The following is a 25,419-nucleotide window of genomic DNA, read 5'->3' as shown; positions in this document are numbered from 1 at the left end:
GTCGCATGGCGCGCGCACGCCTCGAAAAGGTCGCCGCCGCCCTGCCCCCGGAGCGCTTCGGGTGGAGCATCGCGGATGCGGGCGTGAAGGTCGCCGCCCTGATGACCGAGGAGATCATCCGCCGCCGGGTCACGATCCCCGAGGGCGCCACGCGCATCGTCCTGCCCGGACGCTGCCGGGCCAACCCCGAGGCGCTCGCCCGACATTTCGGCCTGCCCGTGGAGCGCGGCCCCGACGAGATCGTCGATCTGCCGGCCTATCTCGGCCTCGCCGGGCGCAAGGTGGACCTGTCCCGCCACGATCTGCGCATCTTCTCCGAGATCGTCGATGCCTCGAAGATGACGCCCGAGCAGATCCTGAAGAAGGGACTGGATCTCGCCCGACGCGGCGCCGACGTGATCGACCTCGGCGGCCTTCCCGACACCGACTTTCCGCATCTCGAGGAGTGCGTGCGCCTCCTCAAGGGCGCCGGGCTCAAGGTGAGCGTCGATTCCTTCTCCCTCGACGAGCTGACGCGCGGGGCCAGGGCCGGAGCGGATTACCTCCTCAGCCTCAACGAGCAGACCCTGGACCTGGCCTTCGAGACCGATGCGGTGCCGGTACTGGTGCCGATGCGGCCCGACGACCTGCCCTCCCTCGACCGCGCCATCGAACGCATGGAGCGGGCGGGGCGTCCCTACATGGCCGACCCGATCCTGGAGCCGATCCATTTCGGCTTCGTGGAATCGATCACCCGCTATCATGAGACGCGCCGACGCTGGCCCGGCATCGAGATGATGATGGGTACCGGCAACCTCACGGAACTGACGGAGGCCGACAGCCTCGGCGTCACTGCGCTCCTCGTCGGCATGTGCTCGGAACTCGCCATCCGCAACGTGCTCATCGTCCAGGTTTCGAACCACACCCGCCGCACCGTGGAGGAGCACGACGCCGCCCGCCGGGTGATGTACGCGGCCAAAGCCGACGCCGCCCTGCCCAAGGGCTATGGGCGGAGCCTCCTGGCGCTCCACGACAAGCGGCCCTATGTGCAGACCCCGGATGAGATCGCGGTCCAGGCTGCCGAGGTGAAGGACCCGAACTACCGCATCGCCGTGGCCGAGGACGGCATCCACGTGTTCAACCGCGACGTCCACACGATCGGCACCGACGCGATGGCCTTCTTCCCCGATCTCGATGTCGCGAGCGACGGCGCCCACGCCTTCTACCTCGGGGGCGAACTGATTAAGGCCGAGACGGCCTGGCGGCTGGGCAAGCGCTACGTGCAGGACGAGGCCCTGGCCTGGGGTGCGGCCGCCGATGCCGAGGTGGAGGACACCACCGCCTTCAAGAAGGCCGGACACACGAAGCATTCCGGCCCTGCCGGGGCCGAGACCGCACGCCGCGACGCCACGCCCGCCGAGGCGGACGCCGCCGCGCCCGAAACCACGGGACCCGAGGCTGCGGGCGCGCGCGCCGCTGCGACCTCGGAGGTGCCTTCGGATACGGGTGCCCGCATCGTCTGCGGCAAGCTCGTGCCCGCAGGGAAGGCGTGATCCCGTGCCGCTGATCCTCGAGACCGTCGTGACCACGACCGACCGCGACGGCGCGCTCCACCTGGTGCCGTTCGGCCTGATCCAGGACGGGGCGGACTGGATCCTGGCCCCGTTCCGGCCCTCGCCCACCATCCTCAATCTCGAGGCCAATCCCGTCTTCGCCGCCTCCAGCCCCAGCGACGTGCGGGTGATCGCCGGCGCCGTCACGGGGCGGCGCGACTGGGCCACCCTGCCCTGCGAGCGGATCGCCGGCCGGCGGCTCGCTGAGAGCTTCGGTCATGCCGAGTTCGAGGTGGCGGCGATCGAGGACGATCCCGTGCGACCGCGCTACCGGGGACGGATGGTCCATGCCGCAGCGCACATGCCGTTCATCGGCTACAACCGGGCGCAAGCTGCGGTGCTGGAGGCGGCGATCCTCTCCACCCGGCTGCACATGCTGGAGCCGGATAAGATCCTGACCGAGATGCGCTATCACGCCATCGCGATCGAAAAGACCGCCGGGCCCGCCGAGCGCGAGGCCTGGGACTGGATCGAGGACAAGGTCGCCACGGCACTGGGCCGGCACGACCGCATCCTCGAACGTTCCCCCCCAGCACCGTAGAATGTGCGTTCCCGAGGAGACGAAGACCCGATGAAGTTTCTTACCCTGACGACCGTGGCGGCCTTCGCCCTGGTCTCGTTCGGCGCCCAGGCGCACGGCCCGACCCGCAAGAAGGTCGAGGAGACCGTGGAAATCAATGCGGCCCCCGACAAGGTCTGGGCCGTGATCTCCAACTTCCAGGACATGAGCTGGCTGCCCCCGGTCGAGAAGACCGAAGGCAAAGGCGGGAACGAGGTCAAGGCCACCCGCACCCTGACCCTCAAGGGCGGCGCTACGGTGGACGAAGAGCTGTACAAGTACGCCCCCGACGCCAAGAGCTATTCGTACCGGATCACCAAGGTCGATGTGAAGACCCTGCCGGTGAACGACTACTCCTCCACCATCAAGGTCGAAGACGAGGGTGGCAAATCGAAGGTCTCGTGGAGCGGCGCGTTCTATCGCGGCTACATGAACAACGATCCGCCGCCCGAGCTGAACGACGAAGCCTCTCAGAAGGCCGTGCGCGGCCTCTACCGCACGGGCCTCGACGCCCTGAAGGCCAAGGTCGAGAAGAGCGGTTCTTGATCGCTTTTCTGGACAGAACGGGGACGGGTCGGCGCCTCGCCGGCCCTCTCCTCGGCCTGATGCTGCTCGCGGGCCCGGTCCGGGCCGATGAGGCCCTGGTTACCGCGCAGGGCGCCAACGTCCTCGCCATCGTGGACCTCGAGGCCGGCACCGTGGCCGCGCAGGTTCCGATCGACGGCGCCCCGGCCGGCATCGCCCTCTCGCCGGACCGGCGCACCGCCTACGTCACCCGCCCGGAAGGCCCCGGCCTCGCCACCGTGGATCTCGCCACCCGCACGGTGACGGGCACCCTTGCGCTGCCCGGCGGTCCGCTTGGCATCGCCGTCAACCCGAAGACCGGCGCCGTCTACGTGGCCGACTGGTACGGCAGCCGGATCTTCGTGGTCTCGGCCGACGGGGCGCGCCTCGACACCGAGATCCAGGTCGGGGCCTCGCCCTCGGGCATCGCGGTGACGCCGGACGGCGCCACGATCCTGGTGGCGAACCGCGAGGGCGATTCCGTCTCGGTGGTCGACGTGGCCAGCGCGACGGAAACCAGGAAAATCCCGGTGGGCCGGCATCCGTTCGGTATCACCCTCGATGCGGCCGGCGCCCGCGCCTACACCGCCAACGTGACCTCGAACGACGTCTCGGTGATCGACGTGGCCGGCCGGCACGAACTCGGCCGGGTCACCACGGGGGAACGCCCCTACGTGGTGGCGCTCGCCGGCCCGCGCGGCTTCGTCACCGACCAGTATTCCGGCACCGTGACGGTGTTCAACCTGAAGACCCTCACCAACGTCGCGGCCATCGAAGTCGGCGACCATCCGGAAGGCATCGCCGCCTCTGCGGACGGTCGCACGCTGACCGTGGCGAACTGGGGTTCCAACACGCTCTCCGTGATCGACGCCGATACGCTGAAGGTGACGGGGGAGATCAAGGTCCCGGACGGGCCCCGCGCGTTCGGGGATTTCTTGCGGTGATGGTTTCGTCCGTCCGACGCGTGCGCTTTTCGCGAAGGGCCGGTTCGGGTGACCGTCTGCCGGTCAGCTTCTAGGCTGTATCAGCGAAAGCGGACCGATCGGTCAGGCCGCCGCCACAGTGTTCACCGCCGGAGTTCGGTTCTGGGCGACAGGCATCTCCTCCCGCAGCGAGGAGGAATGGCAGCAGGACTGTGATGAACGCCTCCGGGTGCGAATAGTTGATCCCGTGGGCCGCTCCTGGGATGACGGCAAGACGGCCATGGGGCAGAGAGCCTGCGAGGCTCACGACGAAGGCATGGGGGACGATGTGGTCGCGCGTGCCCCAAACCACGAGCGTTGGCTGCATGACCCGCAGGACCTTCTCCGCGATGCGGTTGTCGACCATGCTCCGTAAGGTCAGGATGTAGCGCCTGATCCCGCTGCGGGCATAGTCGGCCAGCGCCACCCAGGCGAGCGACCAGCGCTCGAACGGCGCGATGGCAAAGAAGCCGACAACTTGCCGAACAAGGTTCCGAGCCTCCGGGTCCGGCGTGGGTCCCTGCAGAACAAGGCGATCCACCAGCTGGGGGTGAACGAGTGCCAGTTCGACCAACACCTCACAGCCGAGCGAATTTCCGACAAAGGCTGCGCGCTCGACCCCGATCCTCTGCATCCAGCTCGCCAGCGCATCCGCAAGCTCTCGAACCGTGAGCGTTCGGCGAGGCTTATCGCTCAAGCCGAAGCCGGGCAGGTCAGGCGCGTAGACCCTGAAATGAGGGGCGAGATGCCTTGCGAGCGGGATCATGTAGCGGCTCGACATCCCGAGCCCGTGGACGAGGACAACGGGCAGGCGACCATCCGGGACGGCGTCGACCGAGACGCGGGCATGCATCGTTCTGCCGTCGACGCGGGTCAGCCTCGTCGCGAGGCGGCCCCGTTTCACGCTTCGATCCTGGCTGGCACGCCGCCGGGCCAAGGCGTTGAGCAGTGACAGACTGGCCAGGATCCCGCCCGCCGTCACAAGGATCCAGCGCAGGGACACAGGCGTCTTTCCGATTGAGCCAATTTTTGCCATCCGCAGGATCGGTTGTGACGTCTGCTTCCTGGCGGCGAGTTCCATCTCGTGCAGCCGGGTTGGATCGCCGGCGGATGGTATGAAGCGTCCGAGTTCGATCGCGGGAGCCCGCGCGTCACGCGGCTGCGGGCGGCTCCGGAGATTCGGGCTCCTCCGGTGAGTTCAGGATATCCTCCAGTTCGTCCACCAGCATGTCGATTTGGTCCGATGTCGCCAGCACCCGCAGGGTCTGGCCGGATTCCGTGGCGAGCGCGAGTTCGATCCCGCCGCCGGAGCGCGTGGCGAGGATGCGGGCGAGTTTCTGGGGCGTGCTCATGCGGGGCTCCTTGGGATCGGATGGGCGGCCAGCAGCGCCACGGCGACGGCGGGGCCGCAGGTGGAGGCCCAGTCGGCCCCAGCCTCGGCGAGGTCGGCCGCGATGAGGTCGGTCAGGGCCAGGGCGCGTCGTCCCAGGCGGGTCGCCAGCTGCTCGGCGAGAAAGCGGCCGGCACCACAGACCACCAGGGGCGCGTCGGCGGGCAGATCGGGTCGCGAGAGCAGCAGGGCGGCGGCGTCGTGCAGCATCCGCAACTGGGCTTCGGAGAAATGCGCCGCCAGGGCCCGCCAGTCGGCCTCCGTCCCTTCGTCATGATCGCGCCCGATGACGCGGGCCAGCCGTATCTCGCTCTCCGGGATCGACTTGCCCTTCAGATCGACGCTGTGCTGCTGGTCGGCGCCCTCCGGCAGGATGCCCAGGATGCGGTAGATGTCGGCGGTGGTGGCGAAGGTCTCGGCCATCAGCCGGGTGCGCCGGCCCCGGAAGGGCGCGTGATCGGAGAGAGCCACGAGGTGCGAGCGGACGACGCCCGTATAGACGAGCTCGCCCGTCTCCAACCGTTCGGCGTCGCTGTAGCCGGTTGCCGCCGGAAGGCGGCCCACGATGGGGATGAGATCGGAGGTGGTGGAGCCGATATCCACCAAGAGCCCGTTGGCGACATGGCGCCCCACCAGGGCCGCTGTGGCGTGCCAATTCGCCGAGGCGACGTCGGGGGCGTGTTCCGGCGCCGTCGCCGGATTGAGGAGCCCGGATCGGCCGCCATAGATCCGCACCCGGCCGGGGAGCGTCCGGCCGGCCCAGCCGGCGAGTTGCGTCACCCCGTCCCGCCGATCGGCGAAGCAGTCGGTGAGTTCCCCCGTCATGGTGACGACGTGGTCGGCCTCGGCCCGTGCCCAGTCGGGCAATCGCGACAAGGTCTCGTCGAGGGCTGGGAGCCCGCGCCAGAGCTGGCACGCCGCCTGGACCACGGCTTCGACGCGACCCGCCCGGACCAGGGCGGCCTTGACATGGACCCCGCCGAGATCCCAGCCGATCAGCGGTCTCTCGGGGGCGGAAGTTGCTGTCACGAGCGGGCCTGACCGTTGGAGGAAGCCGGATGGCGGACGAATTCGAAATCATCCCGGTTATCGACCTGCGCCATGGAGCCGTGGTGCGGGCGCGGGCGGGGGATCGCGCCTCCTATGCCCCGATCGTCACGCCCTTGGCAAAGGGATCGGCCCCCGCGCAGGTGGCGCTCGGGCTCCTCGGGGCGGTACCGGCCCGCATCCTCTACGTCGCGGACCTCGACGCGATCATCGATGGCGCTGCGCCTGACCTCGCGAGCCTCCAGGCCATCGCGGCCGCCTGCCCCGCCGCGACGCTCTGGGTCGATGCCGGGTTTTCGGAGGCGAGGGGGCTCGACGTTTTCCTGAGCGATGGCCTGGGGCGCCCGGTGATCGGCAGCGAGAGCCAGGTGGATGCCGGCCTCGTGCACGCGCTCGGGGATCAGGCGGTGTTCTCCCTCGACACGCGGGAGGGCGAGCGCCTGGGGCCCGCCGCCCTGCACGACGAGCCGGCGCATTGGCCCCGCGACGTCATCGTGATGACGCTCGGGCGGATCGGCATCGGCGCCGGTCCCGATCTCGACCGTCTGGCGGCGGTGGCGGCGCTGCGGCCGGACGGGCGCGTCTACGCGGCCGGTGGCGTGCGGGGGTGGGCCGATGTGGCGGCGCTCGAGTCCCAGGGCGTCGCCGGGGCCCTTGTGGCCTCGGCCATCCACGACGGCACGCTGCGCGGCTGAGCCGTCGGGCAAAAAAGAAGGGCGGCCCGAAGGCCGCCCCACATGTTGTTCATCGTCCGAGGAAGATGGAAGCCAGTCGCTGGAGCAGGCCCCGCGGTGCGGGCGGAGGCGCGCTCTGCCCAGGACTGCCCCCGATCTAAGCGTTCGACGCGAAGGGGTGCGAAGCGGAGTTGCGCTGCTCGGTGACGACGGCAGCGGTGGGCTCGCCCTTGACGGCGCGCTCGATGGAGAGCTTCACGGCGTCGTAGTTGTACTTCTGGATCTTGGCGTCGTCGGCCGCTTCCCAGTGGATGAACACGCCGACCAGGATGAACAGGTCGTCGGCCTCATCGGCGGGAATCGTGCCCTCGGCCACGCAATCCTGAACGGCCTTGGCGACGCCGTGCTGAGCGGGGCCGAACATCTGGACGGCCTGACGGGCGTCGTTGATGGTGACCTTGTTGAACATCAGGGTGTTGGGCTTGCAGGGCAGGTTCGGCGCGATGACCGCGAGCAGGCTGGTGAAGCCGTGCTTGTTGTTCACGAGGCCGTTGCAGAAAGCGGCCTCGGCCGGCGAACCGCGCGGTCCGATGATCAGATCGATGTGGGCGACCTCGTTGCCATCACCGACGAGGGCCTCGCCGACCAGAACCTTGTTGATCTTCGCCATGTGGGGTTTCTCCCAGAGTCTTGAAAAGACGTGACCGCCCCCGAGCTTTGGGCGCGGCCGGCAGCTATCCTTGTTCACGGCGTCCAGTCCATCGAGGGACCGGACCGGTTAGCCCGGATCGCGGCGCGGACCCTACTCTGGGGCCTTGCCGGGAACAACCCTGCGCGGAGTGCCGAGTCCGGCAATTTATTCGCGCCGGTCCGGAACCTTCGGTTGAAGCCGCGAAACCTATGGCGATTCTCCGATTTCCGGCTCCACCTCGCCGAGGCCTTCGCGGAGCCGGGCGAGGAAGAGCGTGGCCACGGTGAAGTCCGCGCTGGTGCCGGGATTGAGTCGCGCCGCCTTCCAGGCCTGGTCCTGGGCCAGGAGGGCCGCCACCGGCGCCGTGGCGAGGTCGAGGGCGAGCAGCCCCTCCGCCTCGAGGCGCAGGGCCTCTGCCCGGGCGGGACCGTGCTTGCGCGCCACATGGCTGTCGGGCACCTCGGCGAGATAGGCGAGATACAGCGCGGTGGTGCGCCATTGCGGCGCCAGCCCGCGCGCCCGGGCGGCCGCCAGTGCCGGCAGGCCGATGGCGAACAGGTCGGCGAAGCCGGTGACGTAGGCCCGCGCGATGGCATCACGGGGGGCGGCCTCCGCCATGGCAGCCCAGAGCGAGGCGGGGGCTGCCGGATCGGTGACGTCGTGGCGCTCGGCCCGGCCGAGGCCGCCCGGATTAGCAAGGCGGATAGCGGCAAAGACGTCGCGCGCATCCGCGGCGTCGAAACCGTCGAGCACTGCAGCGAGGACGCCGCGGAGCGGACGGCCGGCCTCGGCCGCGCGGGCGAGGGGCGCGCAGAGGAGGAGGATGCCGAGATTGGTGTTCTGGCCGACCTGATCGATCGTCGCCTCGACCGCCCGGAGCACGCGGCGTCCGACCGGCGCGCCGGCCTCGGCGAGGTGCGGCGCGGAGATCTCCGCGCTCGCCACGAAATCCGCCACCGCCATGCGGTGGCCGTCGGCGAAGGCGTGGACGTTGCCGGGCTTCAGGGCATCGAGCTCGTCGAGGCAGCTCGCGTGGTAGGCGGCGGCGATGGCCCCGGGCGCGATCATCCGAGGGCCGCGATGAGGCGGGGCGGACGGGCCGCCCGCACGGCGTTGAGGAAGCCGCGGGCCACGGCCAGGGCGATATCGACCTCGGTGACCCGCTGCAGGCCCGACCAGGCCGGCATCGAGTTGACCTCGAGGACGAGGTAGCCGCCAGCTCCGTCCTCCACGAGGTCGACCCCCGTGTAGTCGACGCCGACCGCCGCCGCTGCGGCTTCCGCGAGTTCGGCGGCGGCGGCCGGCATCGCCCAGGGCAGCGGCCGGCCCCCGCGGTGGACGTTGGTGATCCAGCCGTCACCCTCGCGGATCATGCCCGCGATGGCGCGGCCCTCGCAGACGAAGACCCGGTAGTCGCGCCAGAGGCCGTCGGTCCGGGCGATGTAGCGCTGCAGGTAGTAGACGCGGGATACCGCCTCCTCGTCGGGCAGGTCCTCCGGTCGCGCGATGAGCTGCAGGCCCTCCCCCTGCGAGCCGAAGAGCGGCTTCAGCACCAGGGGCCGACCGGCGCCCGCCTCCCGTGCCACCAGGGCGGCGGCGGCTTCGCGCTTCGAGACCACGAAGGTCTCCGGGGTCGGCAGTCCGGCGCGGTCGATGAGCAGGCTCGTCATCGCCTTGTCGACGGAGCGCTCGATCGCGCCGGGTGCGTTCCACACCGTCGTGCCGGCGGCGGCCAGGGCGTGCAGCACGCCGAGGCGCATCGTGGTCGCCTCGAAGGTGCCCCCCGCGATGGTGCGCAGGAGGACGCCGTCCGGCAGGGTGTCGAAGCCCGGCACGCGCAGGGGCTCGGGGCCCCCCGTCACCACAGCGACGTCGGCCAGCGAGAACAGCACCGGCTCGGCGCCGAGCTGTTCGAGGGCGGCCTTCAGGCGCGCCTTGTGCCAATTGCCGTTGTCGGCCGCGAGTCCGATCCGCATTGTTCTTCTTGTGCCTCGACGTCGATCCCTTCTCCCCTCTGCGGGAGAAGGTGGCCCGTGAGCCAAGTCGGATGAGGGGAGCGCTCGTGTCGGAGAGGCTGCCCCTCCCCCGCCTGCTCCGCAGGCACCCTCCCCCGCGAAGGGGGGAGGGTTCACAGCCGGCGCTTTACCGGAACGACGCCTCGACCAGCTCTGGCATCAGCTTGCCGCCACGGAAGCTTTTCCCGGTGTTGACGGAGGTCACGATGACCTCGGCCGGGCTGAAGAGCGCGCCGTCGATCTTGTAGAAGTCGCCGTTCACGCGGGCGAAGATCTCGGCGAAGGGCGCGCCGTGGTCGGCGGAGTTCGAGGAGGGGATCTGTTCGGCGAGCTGCTGGGCGTCCGCTTCGTCGGCCTCCACGAAGAGCTGGACCCGACCACCATAGATGATGGCGTCGTTGGTGCGGCCCATGGCCTGGATGAAGTCCGGATGCTGGGGCGAGAGTGGGGCCGAGCCGATCCCGTCGACGATCTTATGCAGGTCGAAGCCGACCGTGTGGGCCTTGTGCAGGGCGACTTCGAGCACGCGGGCGACCACCTGGGTGGCTCCGGCCAGGCTCTGGGTCGGGGCGTAGATAAAGGTCAGCTGTTCGGGGTTCAGGCCGGTGGCCTCGGCCACCTTGGCGATGACGGAGGCCGGCGGTCCGCCTGCGGCTTCCAGCACCAGGGCGGTGTGGCTCGCGCTGTCCCGATAGCCGAGCTCTCCGTAGAGATCCTCCACCGCGGCCACGGCCCGGCCAGGGCCGGAGCCGAGGGCGAAGAATCCGGAATCCCCCGTTTCGTCGGCGAGCGACCAGCCGGCATACTGGCTACCCAGGCAGGCGATGACCGGATCGGCCGCGTGCACGATCACCGAGTACGGCCAGGACGCGATCGGGCCGGCGGGCGCGATCGAAACGGTGCCGAGGCCGCCGAGGCAGATCTCGGCGATGCGGCGTCCGGCCTCGATCGAGCCGCGCACGTTGGCGCCGGCATCGATCATGCGGGCGCCGTTCTCGGTGGTGACGGCCAGGCGCAGGGCCTCGGCATCGGCGACCAGACGCTCCACCAGGGGGGCGGTCAGGGCGTTGACGCTGGGAAAGGGGAATTTCGCGCCGCTCGGGCTCGTGGTCATGGGTGTCCCTCCGTCAGGGCGAGCAGGGTCCGCAGTTCCGCGGCCCGGCTTCGCAACATCGCTCTCGTGGCGGCCGAGTCCGGCCCTGTGGCGAACAGGGTGCACAGCGGCGCGTCGCGTGCCACCGTGGAGCCGGGTTTTGGGCGGTCGCGCACGAAAGCCGGCCAGGAGATCGGCGGTATCGGCGCGTAGCCGCTGGCCGCGTAGCAGATTTCGGACGCCGCCGCATCCACAGGCGACGGTTCCGTCTCGAACGGGTGGCCGAGGCTCGCAGCGATATGCAGGGCGAGCAGGGGTGTCGGGCGACGGTCGAGCACGTCGAGGGTGGCACCGGGGCGCGGGTTGATCTCGGTGAGCCACCACTCCGCGCCGTTGACGAGGCAGTCGGCGCTGGCGAGCCCGCGAAGGTCCGTCGCCGCCGCGAGGCGGGCGGCGCCGTCCGTGATCGCCGCGAGGAGGGGCGGGGCGAGGGGTGGTGCCTCGTGGCGCGCCCGCTCCAGGGCGCCGGCATAGCGGAAGGGGCGCAGGGGGGACGGCGTGCACCATTGTTCGGTGACGCCGACGACTCGGATGGACCGGCCATCGGTCAGGAACGACAAGGCAAACGCCCGGCCCGGCACTCGGGCCTGGAAATAGGTGCCCGGTGGGGCGCGGCCTCCCGTCGCGGCACGGATATGCGCTCCGCCCGACCCCCCTGACCGCTTCAGGAGCCAGGCCGACCGATCGGATACGGGGTCGCGGCTGACGGGCGGGTGCGGGACGCCGTGCTGCCGGCACAAAGCCGCGAAGGCGAACGGGTCCTTCAGGATGGATACGCAGTCCGGGCCGGCGCCGAGGAGGGTATGGCGGCCGGCGACGGCCCGCATCACCTCCGGCGCGGCTTCGAACCCGCTGCCGAGGACGAGGCCGAGGGGCGCTGTGGGCGCGCTCGCCGCGAGCGCGTCGAGGTGGCGCAGGACGGCATCACGGCCGAGCAAGCCTTCGCCGAACCGACCCTCGGCCGGACGATAATCCCCGGCCAGGGCCCGCGTGTCGGCATCGCCGAACAGGTCCAGGACGAGGGGCGTCAGGCCTGCCCGCCGCGCAGCCTGTGCCAGGGCGCGGCCGGACTGGGCGGCAATGAGGATGGTCCGGCCGGCCAGTCCTGGCATCAGGGCCATGCGCCTGGCCCTGGCGGGCGGTCCGGAGCGTGCGTGATGTCAGGCAGTGAAACCCGCACCGGGCAACTGTCCCTGTCTGGACAATCCGATTCGGGCTTACCGCGCTTCCTCACGAAGGCTTCCGGATTCGCCCGGCTCGGAACGGGCCAATCTCCATCCGCCGACCATGAGTCGGACGCTTCCGGTCGCGCGCGAGAGGCGCCGACCGGGGCGGATCCCCTCTCCTTCAAAGAGAGGGAGCCCCGTGTCCCTCCGGAAAGACGAAGAGGGCTGATGCTCTCCCCCCTCGTCAGCCCGCCACCTCGACGGCCAGCGCATAGGCATCCCGGAAATCGAGGCAGAGCGGTTCATCGGCCTCCAGCATGCGGCGGAACAGGCGGGATTCCGTCTGGTACTTCACGTTGCCCACCGCGAGGGCGCCGATGCCGACGCCCCGGCCGGTGGGCAGGGCGACGTCGACGGCATTGACGTCGATCCCCGCGATGCCGGCGGGCGGCACGGCATTGACGTCGGACGCCACGAGGAGCTTCGGGGCGGATTCGAGATCCTCGGCGGTCAGGATCGCGACGCCGGCGGGACCGGCGGAGAGGATCACGTCGGCCTCGGCGATGGCCGCGCGCCGAGCGGCGGGCGTGGTGCCGTCCACGGCTTCGACCTCCACGCCGAAGCGCCAGCGCATGGTGTTGGCGATCTTGCTCACCCGCTCCTCGCCGTCGTGGCCGACGATGACCGCCTTGGCGCCGTTCAGCGCGCCGATCACCGCCGCGACGTAGGCGACGACGCCGGCGCCCCCGAAGATCACGATGCGCTTCCCCGCGAGTTCCGTGTCGAACTTCACCCTCAGGGCTCGCGTCACCTCCGCGACCATGGCCGCGCCCGTGGTGAAGGATCCGGCGGGGTCCGCGAAGATGTGGTTGGCGAAGGGCGGCACCAAGGCCTTCTTGGCCCGGTCCACCATGTCCAGGGCGTCCTCGGCATTCTTGCCGCCGATGAAGATCCCGGTGCGCACGCCGTCACCGGGCGCGCGCGAAAAAATCGAGTCCTGGACCAGGGCCGTCACGTCCGCGAGCGTGGCGTTCGTGTAGGTCGCGATGGTCTCGAAGCCCGCATCCACAGCCATGTTCACGTCGAACGGGCTCATGTGCTTCAAGGGCGTGATCATGTGCAGAATCGAGCGGGCCATCATCGGTCTCCCTTTGCGTGGTGACGCCGCCCGATCGTGCGCCGGAGCGTCGAATTGTCAAAGCAGGTCCGATCCCGGCCGCCCGAAGCTCTGCTCTACCGGGCTTCGTCTTAAAGCGCCGTGACCGTGGCCCCGGTGTTGCGCCCGCGCGCGATCAGGAAGCTCAGCGGGCCGGGTCGTTCGAGATCGGCCACCAGGGCGCGGGCCTGCGCCTCCGAGGGGACCAGCGCGAAGCCGGTCGGCCCCCAGGAGCTCTGGCCGTATCCGGCGATGCCCCGTGCCGCGATGGCGGCCAGCGCCTCGGCCACGGCCGGGCTGGCGTAGCGGCCGCCTTGGTGGGGCGCGAAGTGGTCCCCGATCAACTGCTGGATCCGGGTGATGCCGGCACCGAACCCCTCCGGCTCGGCGGTGGCGACGGCCGGCAGAACCTGCATCAGAACGATGCGGCAGATCTCGGCGGCCTGCCCCTCAGGAAAACGCGGCAGGTCGCGAAATGCCGCGATCTCGCGGCTGCCGTGCACCCCGGTCATGGCGGTGTCGAGGATCAGCACCACGCGCCAGGCCTCCGGGTAGGCGAGGCGCGCAATCACGGGGGGCGGGTTGCCGTGAGGATCGCGCCCGCCATCGACGATGAGCCCTCCTTGCGTGAAGGCGGCGAGCCCGACCCCGGAGCGGTTGCCCCGGTCGAGAGCGTCGGCGAAATCCTCCGGGGCGAAGGGGCGCCCCGCCAGGCCGGCGAGCGCCGCCGCGACGCTGAGCGCCAACTGCGTGCCCGAGCCGAAGCCCGCATGGGCCGGGATCGCGGTCTCGACTGTCAGGGCGGCTTGGCCGGCGATGCCGAGATGGGTCGCGGCCGCCAGCGCATAAGCCGCCGCGCGGCGCGCTTCCGGGCCCGTCACGTCGAGGCGCTCGCTCGGCCGCGCCGTCAGGGTCACTGCGGGGGCGTCGAGGGCGAGGCCGATGCTGCCGAAGCGGCGGCCGAGGCCGCCATGCAGGTCGAGGAAGCCGAAATGCAGGCGGGCCGGGGCATGTACGCGCAGACCGGCAGCCACGGGCGTGCCGCCCTGCCCGCCCGGGATCCGCATCACGTCGATCCCTTCCATCGCGCCGCGTCCTTCTCTTGCCAAGCCTGGCACTCTTGCCAAGCCTTGCAATCTTGCCAAGCCTCGCGCCCCGGGTGGGCGGCTTCTCCCACGGAGCGCGGACCTGTCGCAAGCATGTCGGCCGATTCTCGCAGCATCGCCGCGCCTTTCCGACTCGCTCGCCACAGGTCAGGGGGTTGCCTGGGGAGCGGCAGCGATGCAAACGTGCCGCCCCAACGATATGGACTGGCTCAGTCCCGCCGCGCGCGACGCCGAATACGGTGCGTGCCGGGCCCTCGATTTTCCAAGGTGCAACGCATGGCGGCCTGGGTGAAGGGTGGTGCGACGGACGCGGACGCGGCGGTGGAGGCCGCCGCTACGCTCCTCGCCTCAGCGCGGAACGCTGTCCTGGCGGGGCTCTGCGCCGAGCTGAGCGCGGTACGCGCGGCCTACCACCTCGCCGATGCCATCGGTGCCTCCGTCGATCCCGTGGCCGGCCCGAGCCTCTACGCGGAGCTTGGCCCGCTCAGCCGCACCGGTGGGATGACCACGACCCCGGCCGAGGCCATCGGCCGTGGCGATGCCGTCCTCATCGTGGGAAATTCCCCGTGGGATCGCCCCATCGTCCAGGACATTGCCGGGACGCCGCCCGCGCGGGGCCGCGCCGCTGGCTCCGAGCGCACGATCCTGTCGCTCGGCGGTCCGCGCAACGGCGCCACGCGGCACGTGGCCTATCCGGCGGATGGCGGGGGCCTCGCGGTCTCGGTCGCGCATCTGCGCGCCTTCCTGAAGGGCAACCTCGCTGGCGAGACGGCCTATGCGGATCTGGCCAAGCGCCTCGCTGCGGCACAGTACGGCGTCGTCCTCTACGACCCGGCCGAGATTGGCGAACTCGGTGTCGAGATGCTCCAGGGCCTGATCAAGGACCTGAACGAGACCACGCGCTTCTTCGGCCTGCCGCTCGCCGATCCGTTCCAGGGCCGCGCGCTCCTCCAACTCGCCGCCTGGACCACGGGCCAGGCCCCCCGCGTGGGCTTCGGGCGGCACCTGCCCGAGCATGATCCCTGGCGCTTCGACAGCGCCCGCCAGATCGCGGCCGGCGAGGCCGATGCCGTCCTCTGGCTCGCCTCCCTCCCCGCCCCCCGGCCGGACTGGCTCGGGACCTTGCCGAGCGTCGCCATCGTGGGCGTCGGCAGCCCCGAGGCCAGCGGCGACGTCGCCGACGTGGTCTTCGCGGTGGGCGTGCCCGGCGAGAGCGTCGGCGGCACGCTGTGGGATGAGCGCCGTGCCGCGATCACCTACGTGCCGGCCTCCGGCCAGACAGCCGAGTTGAGCGCGGCCGGCATCCTCACCGCCATTCACGAACGCCTCACGCAGAAGAAGGCCGCCGCATGCTGATCCGGATTCACGGAGGCCGGGTCGTCGACCCGACGGCCGGCCGCGACGCGGTCGGTGAGGTCTGGATCGAGGACGGCCGCGTCGTGGCTGCCTCCGACCGCGCGCCCGACCGGACCATCGACGCCAGCGGCTGCGTGGTGATGGCGGGTGGCGTCGAGGTGCACTCGCACATCGCCGGGGGCAACGTGGTGATGAGCCGCCTGCTCCTGCCCGAACTCTATGCCAGCGAGGCGGCGCCCGAGGGCCATCCCTTCGCGCATGCGGGTGGCTCGGCCGCCTGGATCGGGGCCAATTACGCGCGGATGGGCTACACGCTGGCCGTCGAGCCCGCGATGCCGCCTTCGAACGCCCTGGCGACGCAACTCGAACTCGCCGACATTCCGCTGCTCGACCGCGGCGCCCTGACGGTGATGGGCAACGACGACCACCTGCTTCAGCTTCTGCGCCAGCGCGAGGGCAAGGCGGCGGTGCGCGATCTCGTCGCCCTCTCGGTGGCGACCTCGCGGGGCCTCGGCGTCAAGTGCATCAATGCGGGCGGCGCCTCGGCCTTCAAGGACGGGATGCTGAAGCTCAGCCTCGACGACGAGATCCCCGTCTACGGTCTGTCCACCCGGCGGATCATGGGCGCCCTCCTCGACGCGGTCGAGGAGATCGGCGTCCCGCATCCCCTGCACGTCCACTGCAACAACCTCGGCATTCCGGGCGCCGACGACTCGTTCGTCGCCACGATGGAGGCGGCTGAGGGGCGGCGCATTCACTTCGCCCATGCCCAGTTCTACGGCTACGGCGTCGCCGACCCCGAGAACCCGCTCACCGGCGGCTTCCGCTCGGCGGCCGAGCGCATCACGGAAGCCATGGAGGCGCACCCGAACGCCACCTTCGACGTCGGCCAGGTCGCCTTCGGCCAGACCGTGACGATCTCCCTGGACATCCTGCGCCAGTTCGCCGGCCGCAAGGGTGCCAACCCGAAGAAATGGATCCTCACCGCGGGCGACGCGGAGGGCGGCGGCGTGGTGCCGTTCCTCTACAAGCCGCGTGGACCGGTGAGCTCCCTGCAATGGGCGATCGGCCTCGAGCTGATGCTGCTGGCCAAGGAGCCGGAGCGCACGATCCTCACCACCGACCATCCGAACGGCGGCCCGTTCACCGATTACCCGCGCATCATCCACTTCCTGATGGACAAGGAGGAGCGCGACCGCGAGATCGCATCCCTCCACAAGGTGATCGCCGAGCGCTCGGGCTTGTGCGCCATCGAGCGCGAGTACAGCTTCTCGGAGATCGCGCAGCTGACGCGATCCGGTCCGGCCAAGCTCCTCGGGCTGACCGACCGCGGGCACCTGCGCGAGGGCGCGCGCGCCGACGTCGCGATCTACCGCGACGACAGGAACCGCACCGCCATGTTCGCCCGCGCCAAGCTGGTCCTGAAGGATGGCGAGACCATCGTGGAGGACGGCGAGGTCGTGGCCTGGCGCTCGGGCCGCACCCTGGAACTCACCGTCGAATCCGACAAGGCGATGGTGGCCCGCTCCGAGACCTACCTGCAGGACCGCTTCGGCACGGGCCTGCAGAGCTTCGCGGTGCCGGACGAAGCCTTCCCGAAGCCGGATGTGTTCGCGGAGGTTGCATGTCGCTCGTGATCATGTCGTTCGTGAGAGAGCTGCGTCGCGTGGGGACGGGTGACTGAGATGACGGACCTCACCCTCAACGGCATTCCGGTGATCGACACCTTCGCGGAGGCGTTCGACGTCGCCGGGACCGCGATCATCATCACCAACGACACGGCCAAGTGGGCGATGATCGCCGCCACCGTGATGACGGGCTTCGCCACCTCGGTAATCGGCTGCGGCGCCGAGGCCGGGATCGATTGCGAGCTCTCCCCCGAGGAGACCCCGGACGGGCGACCCGGCGTGCGCGTGCTGCTGTTCGGCTTCGAGCCGAACGGTCTCAAGGATCAGCTCCTCAAGCGCGTCGGCCAGTGCGTTCTCACCTGCCCCGGCACCGCCTGCTACGCCGGCGTCGAGGGCCCGACGAAGATCAAGCTCGGCGGCGCGATCCGCTACTTCGGCGACGGCTTCGCGGTGGCGAAACGCCTGACCGACCCCGTCACCGGCAAGGCCCGGCGCTACTGGCGCATCCCCGTGATGGACGGCGAGTTCCTGTGCGAGGACTTCGTCCGCGCGGTGGACGGTGCGGTCGGCGGCGGCAATCTCCTGTTCCTCGGGCGCAAGCACGCCGACACCCTGAAGGTGGCGGAGATCGCCGTGGAAGCCGCCCGTGCGGTCCCGGGCGCGATTCTGCCGTTCCCCGGGGGCATCGTCCGCTCCGGCTCGAAGGTCGGTGCCCGCACCAAGGGCATGATGGCCTCCACCAACGACGCCTATTGCCCGACCCTGAAGGGCCGGGCCGGCACCGCGCTGTCGGCCGAAGTCGGCGTCGTGCTGGAGATCGTCATCGACGCGCTGACCTCGGACGCGGTCGCAGAATCCATGCGTGCCGGCCTGCACGCGGCCACCGAAGCCGGTGCCGCTCACGGGCTCGTCGCGGTCACGGCCGGTAATTACGGTGGCAATCTCGGCCGCCACCACTATCACCTGAAGAACCTGCTCTCGAAGGAGCCGGCGAGCGAGGCTGGAGCGGCATGAGCACCCTCACCCTGCGCCAGGAGCCGCCGGAGCGGCTCGATCTCCTGCACGTCAACCCGCTTTCGCTCAGCGGCCTCACCGAGGCGGAAGCCGCGCGGCTTCCCGTGGGCACGAGCCGGCACGGCCTGACCCTCGGCGATTGCTTTACCCTTTCCCTCGACGGCTCCGACACCCTCGTCATCGAGGGCGGCTCGACCCGCCTCGATCGGGTCGGCGCATCCCTCAGCGGCGGCAGCATCCGGGTGGTGGGCGATGTCGGCCAGCGCCTCGGCGCAGGCATGAGATCGGGAACCGTCACCGTCACGGGCTCGGCCGGTCCCTTCGCGGGTTCCGGTGCCACCGGCGGCACGATCACCATCGAGGGCGATGCCGGAGACCATGCCGGCGGTGCGGTCTATGCCGCCAAGGCCGGTCTCGACGGGGCCACCCTGGTGATCCACGGCCGGGCGGGGGACCATCTCGGCGACCGCATGCGGCGCGGGCTGATCCTGGTCGGCGAGGCCGGTGCCCATGCGGGTGCGCGGATGATCGCCGGCACCATCGCGGCCCTCAGCCTCGGCGACCATCCGGGCTACGGCATGCGCCGGGGTACGATCCTGGCCGGCGGCGTCGGCGCACTGATCCCGAGCTTTGTCGAAACCGGCGCGCACGACCTCGTGTTCCTGCGCCTGCTGGCGCGGTCGCTGCGCCCTCTGAGCCCGGCCCATGCCGACCTCGCGGCCGGTGCGCTCAAGCGGTACTCTGGCGATCTCGCCACCCTCGGCAAGGGCGAGCTCTGGGTCTCCGCGGCCTGACGCGACAGAACCGACGGCGCCCGAGTCCGCCGCGACGGGAGCCAACGATGCGACCACGCGGCCCGGACGGGCCGTCTTGCACAATCATCCCGATCGGATGACCTTTTGCGCCCGCGGACCGGCAGCATCGTGCCGGCCGGTCCGCCGCTCCCCGCGCGAAGAGGGCGCCGTCCGCATGCTCATTCTGCTCTCGATCTGTCTCCTGTCGCAGCCCTCGCAATGCCGCGAGGACAAGATCGACCTGTCCTTCGAGGCACGCTCTCCCGCGATCTGCCTGCGCAACTCCCAGAGCGCCATCGCCAAGTGGCAGGCGGAGCATCCGGACTGGCAGGTCACGAAATGGCGCTGCGCCGTGCGAGGCAGCCAGCCGCGAGACCTGTGACCGGCGGTTACCCGCCTCCCCACTTGCAACGCGAGCGGACCTGAGCCTAAGGATCGGGACCGCATCACCGTCATGGCAAGATGGTCGGAGATGACGGGAGGATCAGGCAAGCACCGGCGGCACCATGCGCCAAGTGAAGGCCGAAGAAAACATCGGGAATAATTGGCAAGTGCATGCTGGCAAGACGATGCTGGTAAGACCATGCGCTCGCTGAGGGTCCGGTTCGCCCTGCTGCTGGGCAGCTGCGCGCTGCTCGTCATCCTGGCGGCTCTGGGCGTACTTGCCTCGATCAGCGCCGCCGAGCGAACCATCGACCGCACCCTGGCGGCGCAGGGGCGCCTCGAACTCCTCGTCGAACTCTCCGGGCGCATGACCCAGTACGGTCTCGCGGCGCTGGAGGCGGTGAGCAATCCCGATGCCCAGCCCGAAGTGCTGGCCGTGGCCCGCGCCAATGTCGACCGGGCCCTGGTAGCGGTGGACGAGGCGCTGGGCCGCAGCATCGCGGCGAGCGACGATCCCCTGGACCGGACCCAGTACGCCGCCCGCACCCGCCCCCTCGCGCAACTGCGCTCGGCGCGGGCGGTGCTCGACCGGCAGGTGGCGCAGGTGCTGCGGCAATCCGACGACGAGCAGCGCCGGGCCGCGATCCGGGGGGCGCTGAACGGGTTCGGGGCGATGACGGGCCAGCCCCTCTCCTTCCTCATCGAGGTCGAGCGGCGCTCGATGATCGCGGGCTCCGATGCGGCGCGGGACCTCTCCGGCACCCTGCGAATCGCATCCCTGGCGGCGGTGGCCGTCGCCCTCGTCCTCGTCCTGCTGCTCTACCGGGGCGTGACCCGGCCGGTGCTCGCCCGCATCGAGGCGGTGCGGCGCGCCGCCAGCGCCGTCGGCCGCGGGGAACTCGACACCCGGCTCTCGGTGGCGACCCGCGACGAACTCGGCCTGCTGGTAGCGAACTTCAACCGCATGGCCGCGCGGCTGGCCCGGCGGGAGGGCCGTCTGGCCGCCGACCGCGCCGCCCTGGAGGACATCGTGGCCGCCCGCACCCTCGACCTTCGGGCGGCCAATGCCCGCCTGGAGGCGGTGGACCGGTCGCGCCGGCGCTTCTTCGCCGATGTCAGCCACGAGCTGCGCACGCCGCTCACCGTCATCCTCGGCGAATGCGACATCGCCGCCCGCTCGGCCGGACGGGGAATTGATTTCGCGCCGGTCTTCGCCACCATCCGCAAGCGGGCCCTGCGCCTCCAGCGCCGGGTCGAGGACCTGCTCCGGGTGGCTCGCTCCGAATCCGGGCAGATCGAACTCGACCGGCGCCCGGTGAATGCGCGTCCGATCCTGTCCGACGCCGTCGAGGGCATGGCCTCCGAAGCGGCGCGCCGGCGCGTGACCCTGACCCTGGCGGCCTCGGACCTCGATCCGATGCTGCTCGCCGACCGCGAATGGCTGCGCCAGGTCGTCGAGAGTCTGATCGACAATGCCCTGCGCCACGCCGCCGGCCTCACGCGCGTCACCGTGGCGCTGGCGCAGCGGGACGGATGGGCGCGGGTGACCGTCACCGACGACGGTCCGGGCTTTCCGGACCTGGGCGATGGCCTGTTCGAGCGCTTCCGGCGCGAGAGCCCCGCCGGCGAGGCCGGATTCGGCATCGGCTTGGCCCTGGCGCGCTGGGTCGTCGAGCGCCATGATGGCACGATCCGCTTGGCGAGCGGGCCGGACGGCACCGGTGCCGAGGTCGCCCTCGAACTGCCGGTGCTGGGTTCCGCCGAAGCCGCGTCCGACCCGGCGACGCAGCATCACGATGGCCCGGACCGGGTCGGGAAGGAGACCCTGGCATGACGCGCGTCTTGATCGTCGAGGATGACAGCGACATCCGCGCCATGCTCGCGCGCGGCCTGGAGGCGGAAGGCTTCCGGGTCGGTGTCGCGGGATGCGTCGACGACGCCCTCGCCGCTGCCCGCGACGATGCCCCGGAGGCAGTGGTGCTCGACATCACGCTGCCGGACGGCTCCGGTCACGACGTCTGCCGCTCCCTGCGGGAGGGCGGCTACCCCGGCCCGATCCTCTTCCTCTCGGCCCGCGACGAAGTCCGCGACCGGGCCGAGGGACTGGCACTCGGCGCCGATGACTACATCGTGAAGCCCTTCGTCTTCGACGAATTGCTGGCCCGGCTGCAGACCCACCTCCTGCGCCGTAAGGCTGCGGATGCACCCCGCACCATCGTGACAGCGGGCAAGCTCATCCTCGACCTGAACATCCGTCAGGTCGGCTTCGCCGATGCGACGGCGCGCCTCACCCCGCGCGAGGCGGAGTTGCTGGCACTCCTGATGGACCATGCCAACCAGCCCGTGACGCGCGGCGACATCTTCGACAAGCTCTGGGCGGGCCAGGGCGGCCTCTCCCTGAATGTCGTCGATGTCTACGTGGGTTACCTGCGCACGAAGCTCGCCGATTTCGTCCGGCTCGGCGGCCCGGTCATCGTCACGGTGCGGGGGCGTGGCTTCATGCTCGACCTCAAGGGCCAGGATTTCCGTCACTGAAATCGGAACCTGCTGTTGACCGCGACCCGGGATTCACGGGGGTCGATGGGAGAAACCGGCAATTTAGCGCTTGAACTCGGGAGCCAAATTGTCGATATCACTCCGGCGACAGAAATCACTGCGCCGTCAGTGTCTTACGATCTTCTTAGAAGGTGTCGGGATGCTGCTGACGTTGAGAAGAAACATCAGGAGAAACACCATGACCTGGGCTGCCCCCATCGTTTCCGAGATCTGCGTCGGCATGGAAGTCACCAGCTACGAGTCCGCCGAGATCGACACCTTCAACTAAGGTTTTCGCCGAATCCCGGGGTCCCAAGGCAGCGTCGGTTTCCCATGCATGTCCTGATCCTCGGTTCGGCCGCGGGCGGCGGCCTTCCCCAGTGGAATTGCCGCTGCCCAATCTGCGCCCTCGCCCGCGAGGACGCCGCCTGCGTCAGGCCGCGGACCCAGTCGAGCATCGCCGTCTCCCCCGATGGGGAACGTTGGCTCCTGGTGAACGCCTCCCCGGATATCCGGCAGCAATTGTTCGACAATCCCGCGATGCATCCGCGTAGTGGGCTGCGGCATTCGCCGATCCATGCGGTGCTGCTGACCAACGGCGACGTCGACCATGTGGCCGGGCTCCTGACCTTGCGCGAGGGCCAGCCCTTCACCCTCTACGGCACTGCCGGCATCCTCGAATCGGTCAACGCCAACCGGGTCTTCGACGTGATGGCGTCGGGCGTGGTGGCGCGCGAACCGATCGCCCTCGATCGGAGCTTCGAGCCGGTGCCGGGCCTCACCGTCACGCTGTTCTCGGTGCCCGGCAAGGTACCGCTCTGGCTCGAGGACGAGACCCTGGAGATCGGCGCCGAGACCGAGACCACGGTTGGCGCGATGATCGAGGCGGGCGGCAAGCGCCTCGCCTACATCCCTGGCTGCGCCCGCGTCACCGACGGCCTCAAGGCCCGGATCGCCGGGGTCGATGCCCTGCTCTTCGACGGGACGGTCCTCCTCGACGACGACATGATCCGCGCCGGAGTCGGCACCAAGACCGGGTGGCGCATGGGGCACGTGCCCATGACGGGCGACGGTGGCTCGATCGCGGCGCTGTCGGAGGTGGAGATCGGCCGGCGCGTCTTCGTGCACATCAACAACACCAACCCGGTCCTGGTCGAGAACTCCGAGGAGCGTCTGCGGGTCGAGGCCGAGGGGTGGACCGTGGCCCATGACGGTTTGACGCTCACCCTTACGTAGGGATGCGTCTGGCAATTTAGTGCCGACGTCTTACATCGTGTCCGATGGAATTGCGTGCCTTCGCCCGTAGCCATCGCGGCACGGCGCACGATATCCGAGACCCGGTCTCAGAACCGATCCCCGTCCTAACGCGAGCCACGCCATGACCGCGCCCTTCCCGACTCCGAAGCCCGACGAGGCCCAGCGCCTGCTGACGCCCGAGGAACTGGAGGCGGCTCTGCGCGAGATCGGGGCGCGCCGCTATCACAACCTGCATCCGTTTCACCGTCTGCTGCACGACGGCAAGCTGAACAAGGATCAGGTTCGGGCCTGGGCGCTCAACCGCTACTATTATCAGGCGATGATCCCGGTGAAGGACGCCGCCGTGCTCGCCCGCATGACGGACGCAAATCTGCGCCGGGTCTGGCGCCAGCGCATCGTCGACCATGACGGCGACGCGCCCGGCGACGGCGGCATCGAGCGCTGGCTGAAGCTCGCCGAGGGGGTGGGCTTTGCCCGGGACTACGTCGAGTCGACCCAAGGGATCCTCTCTGCAACTCGGTTTTCCGTGGATGCCTACGTGCATTTCGTGAAGGAGCGTTCGCTCCTGGAAGCCATCGCCTCCTCGCTCACCGAGATGTTCTCGCCGACCATCATCTCCGAGCGCGTCGCCGGGATGCTGAAGAACTACGACTTCATCACCAAGGATACGCTGGCCTATTTCGACAAGCGCCTGACCCAGGCACCGCGCGATGCCGATTTCGCCATCGCCTACGTCAAGGAGCACGCCACCACGCCGGCCCTGCAGCGCCAGGCGATGGATGCGCTCACCTTCAAGTGCAACGTGCTGTGGACGCAGCTCGATGCCCTGTACTTCGCCTACGTGGCGCCGGGGATGATCCCGCCGGATGCCTGGACGCCGGGCACCGGTCTGGTGGCGGAGGCCACCGTGCTGCAGGCCGCCGGCACCGGGACGATCTCGGCACACGACGTGCCGCGCCTGCCGCGCGGCGTCCGCCTGCGTCACGACGCCGTGCGCAACCAGCACGTCCTTTTGGCGCCCGAGCGCACCTTCGACCTCGATGCCAACGCGGTCATGGTTTTGGAACTGGTCGACGGTCAGCGGTCCGTGCGCGACATCGCCGGGATGCTGGCGGAGAAGTTCACGGCGGAAGTATCCGTGATCGAGGCCGACATCCTCGTCATGCTGAACGATCTGGCCACAAAGCGGGTCCTGGAGCGATGAACGCGATCACGCCGAACGCCCCCGTCCTGCCGGCCCCGGTCGGGCTCCTGGCGGAGCTCACCCATCGCTGTCCCTTGCGCTGTCCCTATTGCTCGAACCCGCTCGAACTCGACCGGCGGTCGGGCGAACTCGACACCGCGACGTGGCAGCGTGTGCTGACGGAGGCGGCGGCGCTCGGCGTGCTGCACGTCCATCTCTCGGGCGGCGAGCCGACGGCCCGCAACGATATCGTCGAGATCACGAAGACCTGCGCGACGCTGGGCCTGTATTCCAACCTCATCACCTCCGGTGTCGGGGGCGCTCTGCAGAAACTCGACGCGCTCTACGACGCCGGTCTCGATCACGTGCAGCTCTCCGTGCAGGGCGTAGACGCGGCCAATGCGGAGAAGATCGGCGGTCTGAAGAACGCTCAGCCGCAGAAATTCGCCTTCGCCGAGCGGGTGACGCAACTCGGCCTGCCGCTGACGCTGAATTCCGTGATCCACCGGGGTAACATCCACGAGGTGGAAGGCTTCATCGACCTCGCGGTGAAGCTCGGCGCCAAGCGGCTGGAGGTCGCCCACACCCAGTATTACGGCTGGGCCTACGTGAATCGCGCCGCCCTGATGCCCAACAAGGCCGAGGTCGACCGCTCCATCCGCATCGTCGAGGCCGCCCGCGAGCGCCTGAAGGGCCAACTCGTCATCGATCTCGTGGTGCCGGACTACTACGCGAAGTACCCGAAGGCCTGCGCTGGCGGCTGGGGCCGCAAGCTCATGAACGTGACGCCGCAGGGCAAGGTGCTCCCCTGCCACGCGGCCGAGACGATTCCGAACCTTGAATTCTGGTATGTCTCGGAGCATTCGCTCGGCGACATCTGGGCGAATTCCCCAGCCTTCACGGCCTATCGCGGGACGGACTGGATGAAGGAGCCCTGCCGCTCCTGCGACCGTCGCGAGAAGGACTGGGGCGGCTGCCGCTGCCAGGCCCTGGCGCTCGCCGGCGATGCGGCGGCCACCGACCCGGCCTGTTCGCTCTCGCCCCTCCACGCCAAGGTGCGGGATCTCGCCGTCGAGGAAGCGGCCGAGACACCGCCGGACTACGTCTACCGGACCATCGGCAGTAACGTGCAGCCGAACGTGCGTACGCCGCTGAATGAGGAAGCGCCCCTTTGAAGCCCGTCACCCTCGCCG

General features: G+C 69.9%; 26 protein-coding genes. 16 read left to right on the top strand and 10 right to left on the bottom strand.

Translation table 11 applies throughout. The features are described from left to right. Positions 1-5 precede the first annotated feature (5 nt). Genes OF380_RS21040 through OF380_RS21025 form a run of 4 tightly spaced genes read left to right on the top strand, consistent with a single transcriptional unit; the run spans position 6 to position 3,659 of the window. Positions 6-1,532, top strand: a complete 1,527-nt coding sequence (locus tag OF380_RS21040) for a DUF6513 domain-containing protein (protein ID WP_264051417.1) — start codon at positions 6-8, stop codon at positions 1,530-1,532. Positions 1,533-1,536: 4 nt separating this feature from the next. Then, entirely contained in the window at positions 1,537-2,133 is a 597-nt protein-coding gene (locus OF380_RS21035) for a DUF447 domain-containing protein (protein WP_264047265.1), read from the top strand. A gap of 30 nt (positions 2,134-2,163) precedes the next feature. Continuing rightward, the gene (locus OF380_RS21030; protein WP_264047262.1) at positions 2,164-2,697 is read left to right on the top strand and encodes an SRPBCC family protein; all 534 of its coding nucleotides are present in this window, start codon (positions 2,164-2,166) and stop codon (positions 2,695-2,697) included. Between the two features lie 59 nt (positions 2,698-2,756). Beyond that, positions 2,757-3,659, top strand: a complete 903-nt coding sequence (locus OF380_RS21025) for a YncE family protein (RefSeq protein WP_264051416.1) — start codon at positions 2,757-2,759, stop codon at positions 3,657-3,659. 70 nt (positions 3,660-3,729) lie between these two features. Here OF380_RS21025 and OF380_RS21020 read toward each other — a convergent pair whose 3' ends face one another. From OF380_RS21020 to OF380_RS21010, 3 genes are all read right to left on the bottom strand, one after another. Then, positions 3,730-4,758, bottom strand: a complete 1,029-nt coding sequence (locus OF380_RS21020; protein ID WP_264047260.1) for an alpha/beta fold hydrolase — start codon at positions 4,756-4,758, stop codon at positions 3,730-3,732. Positions 4,759-4,828: 70 nt separating this feature from the next. Next, positions 4,829-5,029, bottom strand: coding sequence for a hypothetical protein (locus tag OF380_RS21015; RefSeq protein ID WP_264047258.1), 201 nt, complete (start codon positions 5,027-5,029; stop codon positions 4,829-4,831). Next, a complete protein-coding gene (locus tag OF380_RS21010) occupies positions 5,026-6,096 on the bottom strand; it encodes a hydantoinase/oxoprolinase family protein (protein ID WP_264047256.1) in 1,071 nt (356 codons plus the stop codon). Before OF380_RS21010 ends, OF380_RS21015 begins: the two co-directional genes overlap by 4 nt. A 29-nt stretch (positions 6,097-6,125) precedes the next feature. On the opposite strand from OF380_RS21010, the gene OF380_RS21005 reads away from it, so the two are divergent. Then, a complete protein-coding gene (locus OF380_RS21005; RefSeq protein ID WP_264047254.1) occupies positions 6,126-6,809 on the top strand; it encodes a HisA/HisF-related TIM barrel protein in 684 nt (227 codons plus the stop codon). 136 nt (positions 6,810-6,945) lie between these two features. Here the strand turns inward: OF380_RS21005 and fae are convergent, their stop codons facing one another. From fae to OF380_RS20970, 7 genes are all read right to left on the bottom strand, one after another. Further along, complete coding sequence (gene fae, locus OF380_RS21000; protein ID WP_056220318.1) at positions 6,946-7,458, bottom strand: formaldehyde-activating enzyme; 513 nt, start codon at positions 7,456-7,458, stop codon at positions 6,946-6,948. A 228-nt stretch (positions 7,459-7,686) separates the two neighbouring features. Continuing rightward, positions 7,687-8,547, bottom strand: coding sequence for a triphosphoribosyl-dephospho-CoA synthase (locus OF380_RS20995; protein WP_264047250.1), 861 nt, complete (start codon positions 8,545-8,547; stop codon positions 7,687-7,689). After that, a complete protein-coding gene (locus OF380_RS20990; RefSeq protein WP_264047248.1) occupies positions 8,544-9,455 on the bottom strand; it encodes an ATP-grasp domain-containing protein in 912 nt (303 codons plus the stop codon). The genes OF380_RS20995 and OF380_RS20990 overlap by 4 nt, the downstream gene beginning before the upstream one ends. Before the next feature lie 166 nt (positions 9,456-9,621). After that, positions 9,622-10,608: a methenyltetrahydromethanopterin cyclohydrolase gene (mch, locus tag OF380_RS20985; protein WP_264047246.1), complete on the bottom strand. Its 987-nt coding sequence runs from the start codon at positions 10,606-10,608 to the stop codon at positions 9,622-9,624. Then, on the bottom strand, positions 10,605-11,768 hold the full coding sequence (locus OF380_RS20980; RefSeq protein WP_264047244.1) for an ATP-grasp domain-containing protein: 1,164 nt from the start codon (positions 11,766-11,768) through the stop codon (positions 10,605-10,607). The genes mch and OF380_RS20980 overlap by 4 nt, the downstream gene beginning before the upstream one ends. Before the next feature lie 289 nt (positions 11,769-12,057). Then, entirely contained in the window at positions 12,058-12,951 is an 894-nt protein-coding gene (locus OF380_RS20975; RefSeq protein WP_264047242.1) for an NAD(P)-dependent methylenetetrahydromethanopterin dehydrogenase, read from the bottom strand. Positions 12,952-13,061: 110 nt separating this feature from the next. Further along, positions 13,062-14,036, bottom strand: a complete 975-nt coding sequence (locus tag OF380_RS20970; RefSeq protein ID WP_264051415.1) for a beta-ribofuranosylaminobenzene 5'-phosphate synthase family protein — start codon at positions 14,034-14,036, stop codon at positions 13,062-13,064. Between the two features lie 315 nt (positions 14,037-14,351). Between OF380_RS20970 and OF380_RS20965 the strand changes: the two genes are divergently transcribed. The 11 genes from OF380_RS20965 to pqqE all read left to right on the top strand — a co-directional run bounded on the left by OF380_RS20965 (position 14,352) and on the right by pqqE (position 25,401). Beyond that, the gene (locus OF380_RS20965; RefSeq protein ID WP_264047240.1) at positions 14,352-15,431 is read left to right on the top strand and encodes a molybdopterin-binding domain-containing protein; all 1,080 of its coding nucleotides are present in this window, start codon (positions 14,352-14,354) and stop codon (positions 15,429-15,431) included. Further along, complete coding sequence (locus tag OF380_RS20960) at positions 15,425-17,068, top strand: formylmethanofuran dehydrogenase subunit A (protein WP_264047239.1); 1,644 nt, start codon at positions 15,425-15,427, stop codon at positions 17,066-17,068. The genes OF380_RS20965 and OF380_RS20960 overlap by 7 nt, the downstream gene beginning before the upstream one ends. 48 nt (positions 17,069-17,116) lie before the next feature. Continuing rightward, on the top strand, positions 17,117-18,073 hold the full coding sequence (gene fhcD, locus OF380_RS20955) for a formylmethanofuran--tetrahydromethanopterin N-formyltransferase (RefSeq protein ID WP_264047236.1): 957 nt from the start codon (positions 17,117-17,119) through the stop codon (positions 18,071-18,073). Continuing rightward, on the top strand, positions 18,070-18,867 hold the full coding sequence (locus tag OF380_RS20950) for a formylmethanofuran dehydrogenase subunit C (RefSeq protein ID WP_264047234.1): 798 nt from the start codon (positions 18,070-18,072) through the stop codon (positions 18,865-18,867). Before fhcD ends, OF380_RS20950 begins: the two co-directional genes overlap by 4 nt. Before the next feature lie 175 nt (positions 18,868-19,042). Continuing rightward, the gene (locus tag OF380_RS20945) at positions 19,043-19,249 is read left to right on the top strand and encodes a hypothetical protein (protein ID WP_264047232.1); all 207 of its coding nucleotides are present in this window, start codon (positions 19,043-19,045) and stop codon (positions 19,247-19,249) included. Positions 19,250-19,450: 201 nt separating this feature from the next. Then, positions 19,451-21,085: a sensor histidine kinase gene (locus OF380_RS20940; protein WP_264047230.1), complete on the top strand. Its 1,635-nt coding sequence runs from the start codon at positions 19,451-19,453 to the stop codon at positions 21,083-21,085. Next, entirely contained in the window at positions 21,082-21,786 is a 705-nt protein-coding gene (locus OF380_RS20935) for a response regulator transcription factor (RefSeq protein WP_264047228.1), read from the top strand. The genes OF380_RS20940 and OF380_RS20935 overlap by 4 nt, the downstream gene beginning before the upstream one ends. 199 nt (positions 21,787-21,985) lie before the next feature. Beyond that, the gene (pqqA, locus tag OF380_RS20930; RefSeq protein WP_055889187.1) at positions 21,986-22,075 is read left to right on the top strand and encodes a pyrroloquinoline quinone precursor peptide PqqA; all 90 of its coding nucleotides are present in this window, start codon (positions 21,986-21,988) and stop codon (positions 22,073-22,075) included. A 44-nt stretch (positions 22,076-22,119) separates the two neighbouring features. Then, the gene (gene pqqB / locus OF380_RS20925; protein ID WP_264047220.1) at positions 22,120-23,022 is read left to right on the top strand and encodes a pyrroloquinoline quinone biosynthesis protein PqqB; all 903 of its coding nucleotides are present in this window, start codon (positions 22,120-22,122) and stop codon (positions 23,020-23,022) included. Positions 23,023-23,164: 142 nt separating this feature from the next. Further along, the gene (pqqC, locus tag OF380_RS20920; RefSeq protein WP_264047218.1) at positions 23,165-24,247 is read left to right on the top strand and encodes a pyrroloquinoline-quinone synthase PqqC; all 1,083 of its coding nucleotides are present in this window, start codon (positions 23,165-23,167) and stop codon (positions 24,245-24,247) included. Further along, positions 24,244-25,401: a pyrroloquinoline quinone biosynthesis protein PqqE gene (pqqE, locus tag OF380_RS20915; RefSeq protein ID WP_264047216.1), complete on the top strand. Its 1,158-nt coding sequence runs from the start codon at positions 24,244-24,246 to the stop codon at positions 25,399-25,401. The genes pqqC and pqqE overlap by 4 nt, the downstream gene beginning before the upstream one ends. Positions 25,402-25,419 lie beyond the last annotated feature (18 nt).

Source organism: Methylobacterium sp. FF17 (genome assembly GCF_025813715.1).
Taxonomy (GTDB): Bacteria; Pseudomonadota; Alphaproteobacteria; order Rhizobiales; family Beijerinckiaceae; genus Methylobacterium; species Methylobacterium flocculans.
Note: the sequence above shows the minus strand (reverse complement) of the source record. Positions and strands in the feature narration are given on the sequence as shown.

Coding starts and splice junctions, on each gene's coding strand:
- OF380_RS21040 (WP_264051417.1), top strand. CDS start 6: ATGGCGCGCGCACGCCTCGAAAAGGTCGCCGCCGCCCTGCCCCCGGAG.
- OF380_RS21030 (WP_264047262.1), top strand. CDS start 2,164: ATGAAGTTTCTTACCCTGACGACCGTGGCGGCCTTCGCCCTGGTCTCG.
- OF380_RS21025 (WP_264051416.1), top strand. CDS start 2,757: ATGCTGCTCGCGGGCCCGGTCCGGGCCGATGAGGCCCTGGTTACCGCG.
- OF380_RS21020 (WP_264047260.1), bottom strand. CDS start 4,758: ATGGAACTCGCCGCCAGGAAGCAGACGTCACAACCGATCCTGCGGATG.
- OF380_RS21015 (WP_264047258.1), bottom strand. CDS start 5,029: ATGAGCACGCCCCAGAAACTCGCCCGCATCCTCGCCACGCGCTCCGGC.
- OF380_RS21005 (WP_264047254.1), top strand. CDS start 6,126: ATGGCGGACGAATTCGAAATCATCCCGGTTATCGACCTGCGCCATGGA.
- fae (WP_056220318.1), bottom strand. CDS start 7,458: ATGGCGAAGATCAACAAGGTTCTGGTCGGCGAGGCCCTCGTCGGTGAT.
- OF380_RS20995 (WP_264047250.1), bottom strand. CDS start 8,547: ATGATCGCGCCCGGGGCCATCGCCGCCGCCTACCACGCGAGCTGCCTC.
- OF380_RS20990 (WP_264047248.1), bottom strand. CDS start 9,455: ATGCGGATCGGACTCGCGGCCGACAACGGCAATTGGCACAAGGCGCGC.
- mch (WP_264047246.1), bottom strand. CDS start 10,608: ATGACCACGAGCCCGAGCGGCGCGAAATTCCCCTTTCCCAGCGTCAAC.
- OF380_RS20980 (WP_264047244.1), bottom strand. CDS start 11,768: ATGGCCCTGATGCCAGGACTGGCCGGCCGGACCATCCTCATTGCCGCC.
- OF380_RS20975 (WP_264047242.1), bottom strand. CDS start 12,951: ATGGCCCGCTCGATTCTGCACATGATCACGCCCTTGAAGCACATGAGC.
- OF380_RS20970 (WP_264051415.1), bottom strand. CDS start 14,036: ATGCGGATCCCGGGCGGGCAGGGCGGCACGCCCGTGGCTGCCGGTCTG.
- OF380_RS20965 (WP_264047240.1), top strand. CDS start 14,352: ATGGCGGCCTGGGTGAAGGGTGGTGCGACGGACGCGGACGCGGCGGTG.
- OF380_RS20960 (WP_264047239.1), top strand. CDS start 15,425: ATGCTGATCCGGATTCACGGAGGCCGGGTCGTCGACCCGACGGCCGGC.
- fhcD (WP_264047236.1), top strand. CDS start 17,117: ATGACGGACCTCACCCTCAACGGCATTCCGGTGATCGACACCTTCGCG.
- OF380_RS20950 (WP_264047234.1), top strand. CDS start 18,070: ATGAGCACCCTCACCCTGCGCCAGGAGCCGCCGGAGCGGCTCGATCTC.
- OF380_RS20945 (WP_264047232.1), top strand. CDS start 19,043: ATGCTCATTCTGCTCTCGATCTGTCTCCTGTCGCAGCCCTCGCAATGC.
- OF380_RS20940 (WP_264047230.1), top strand. CDS start 19,451: ATGCGCTCGCTGAGGGTCCGGTTCGCCCTGCTGCTGGGCAGCTGCGCG.
- OF380_RS20935 (WP_264047228.1), top strand. CDS start 21,082: ATGACGCGCGTCTTGATCGTCGAGGATGACAGCGACATCCGCGCCATG.
- pqqA (WP_055889187.1), top strand. CDS start 21,986: ATGACCTGGGCTGCCCCCATCGTTTCCGAGATCTGCGTCGGCATGGAA.
- pqqB (WP_264047220.1), top strand. CDS start 22,120: ATGCATGTCCTGATCCTCGGTTCGGCCGCGGGCGGCGGCCTTCCCCAG.
- pqqC (WP_264047218.1), top strand. CDS start 23,165: ATGACCGCGCCCTTCCCGACTCCGAAGCCCGACGAGGCCCAGCGCCTG.
- pqqE (WP_264047216.1), top strand. CDS start 24,244: ATGAACGCGATCACGCCGAACGCCCCCGTCCTGCCGGCCCCGGTCGGG.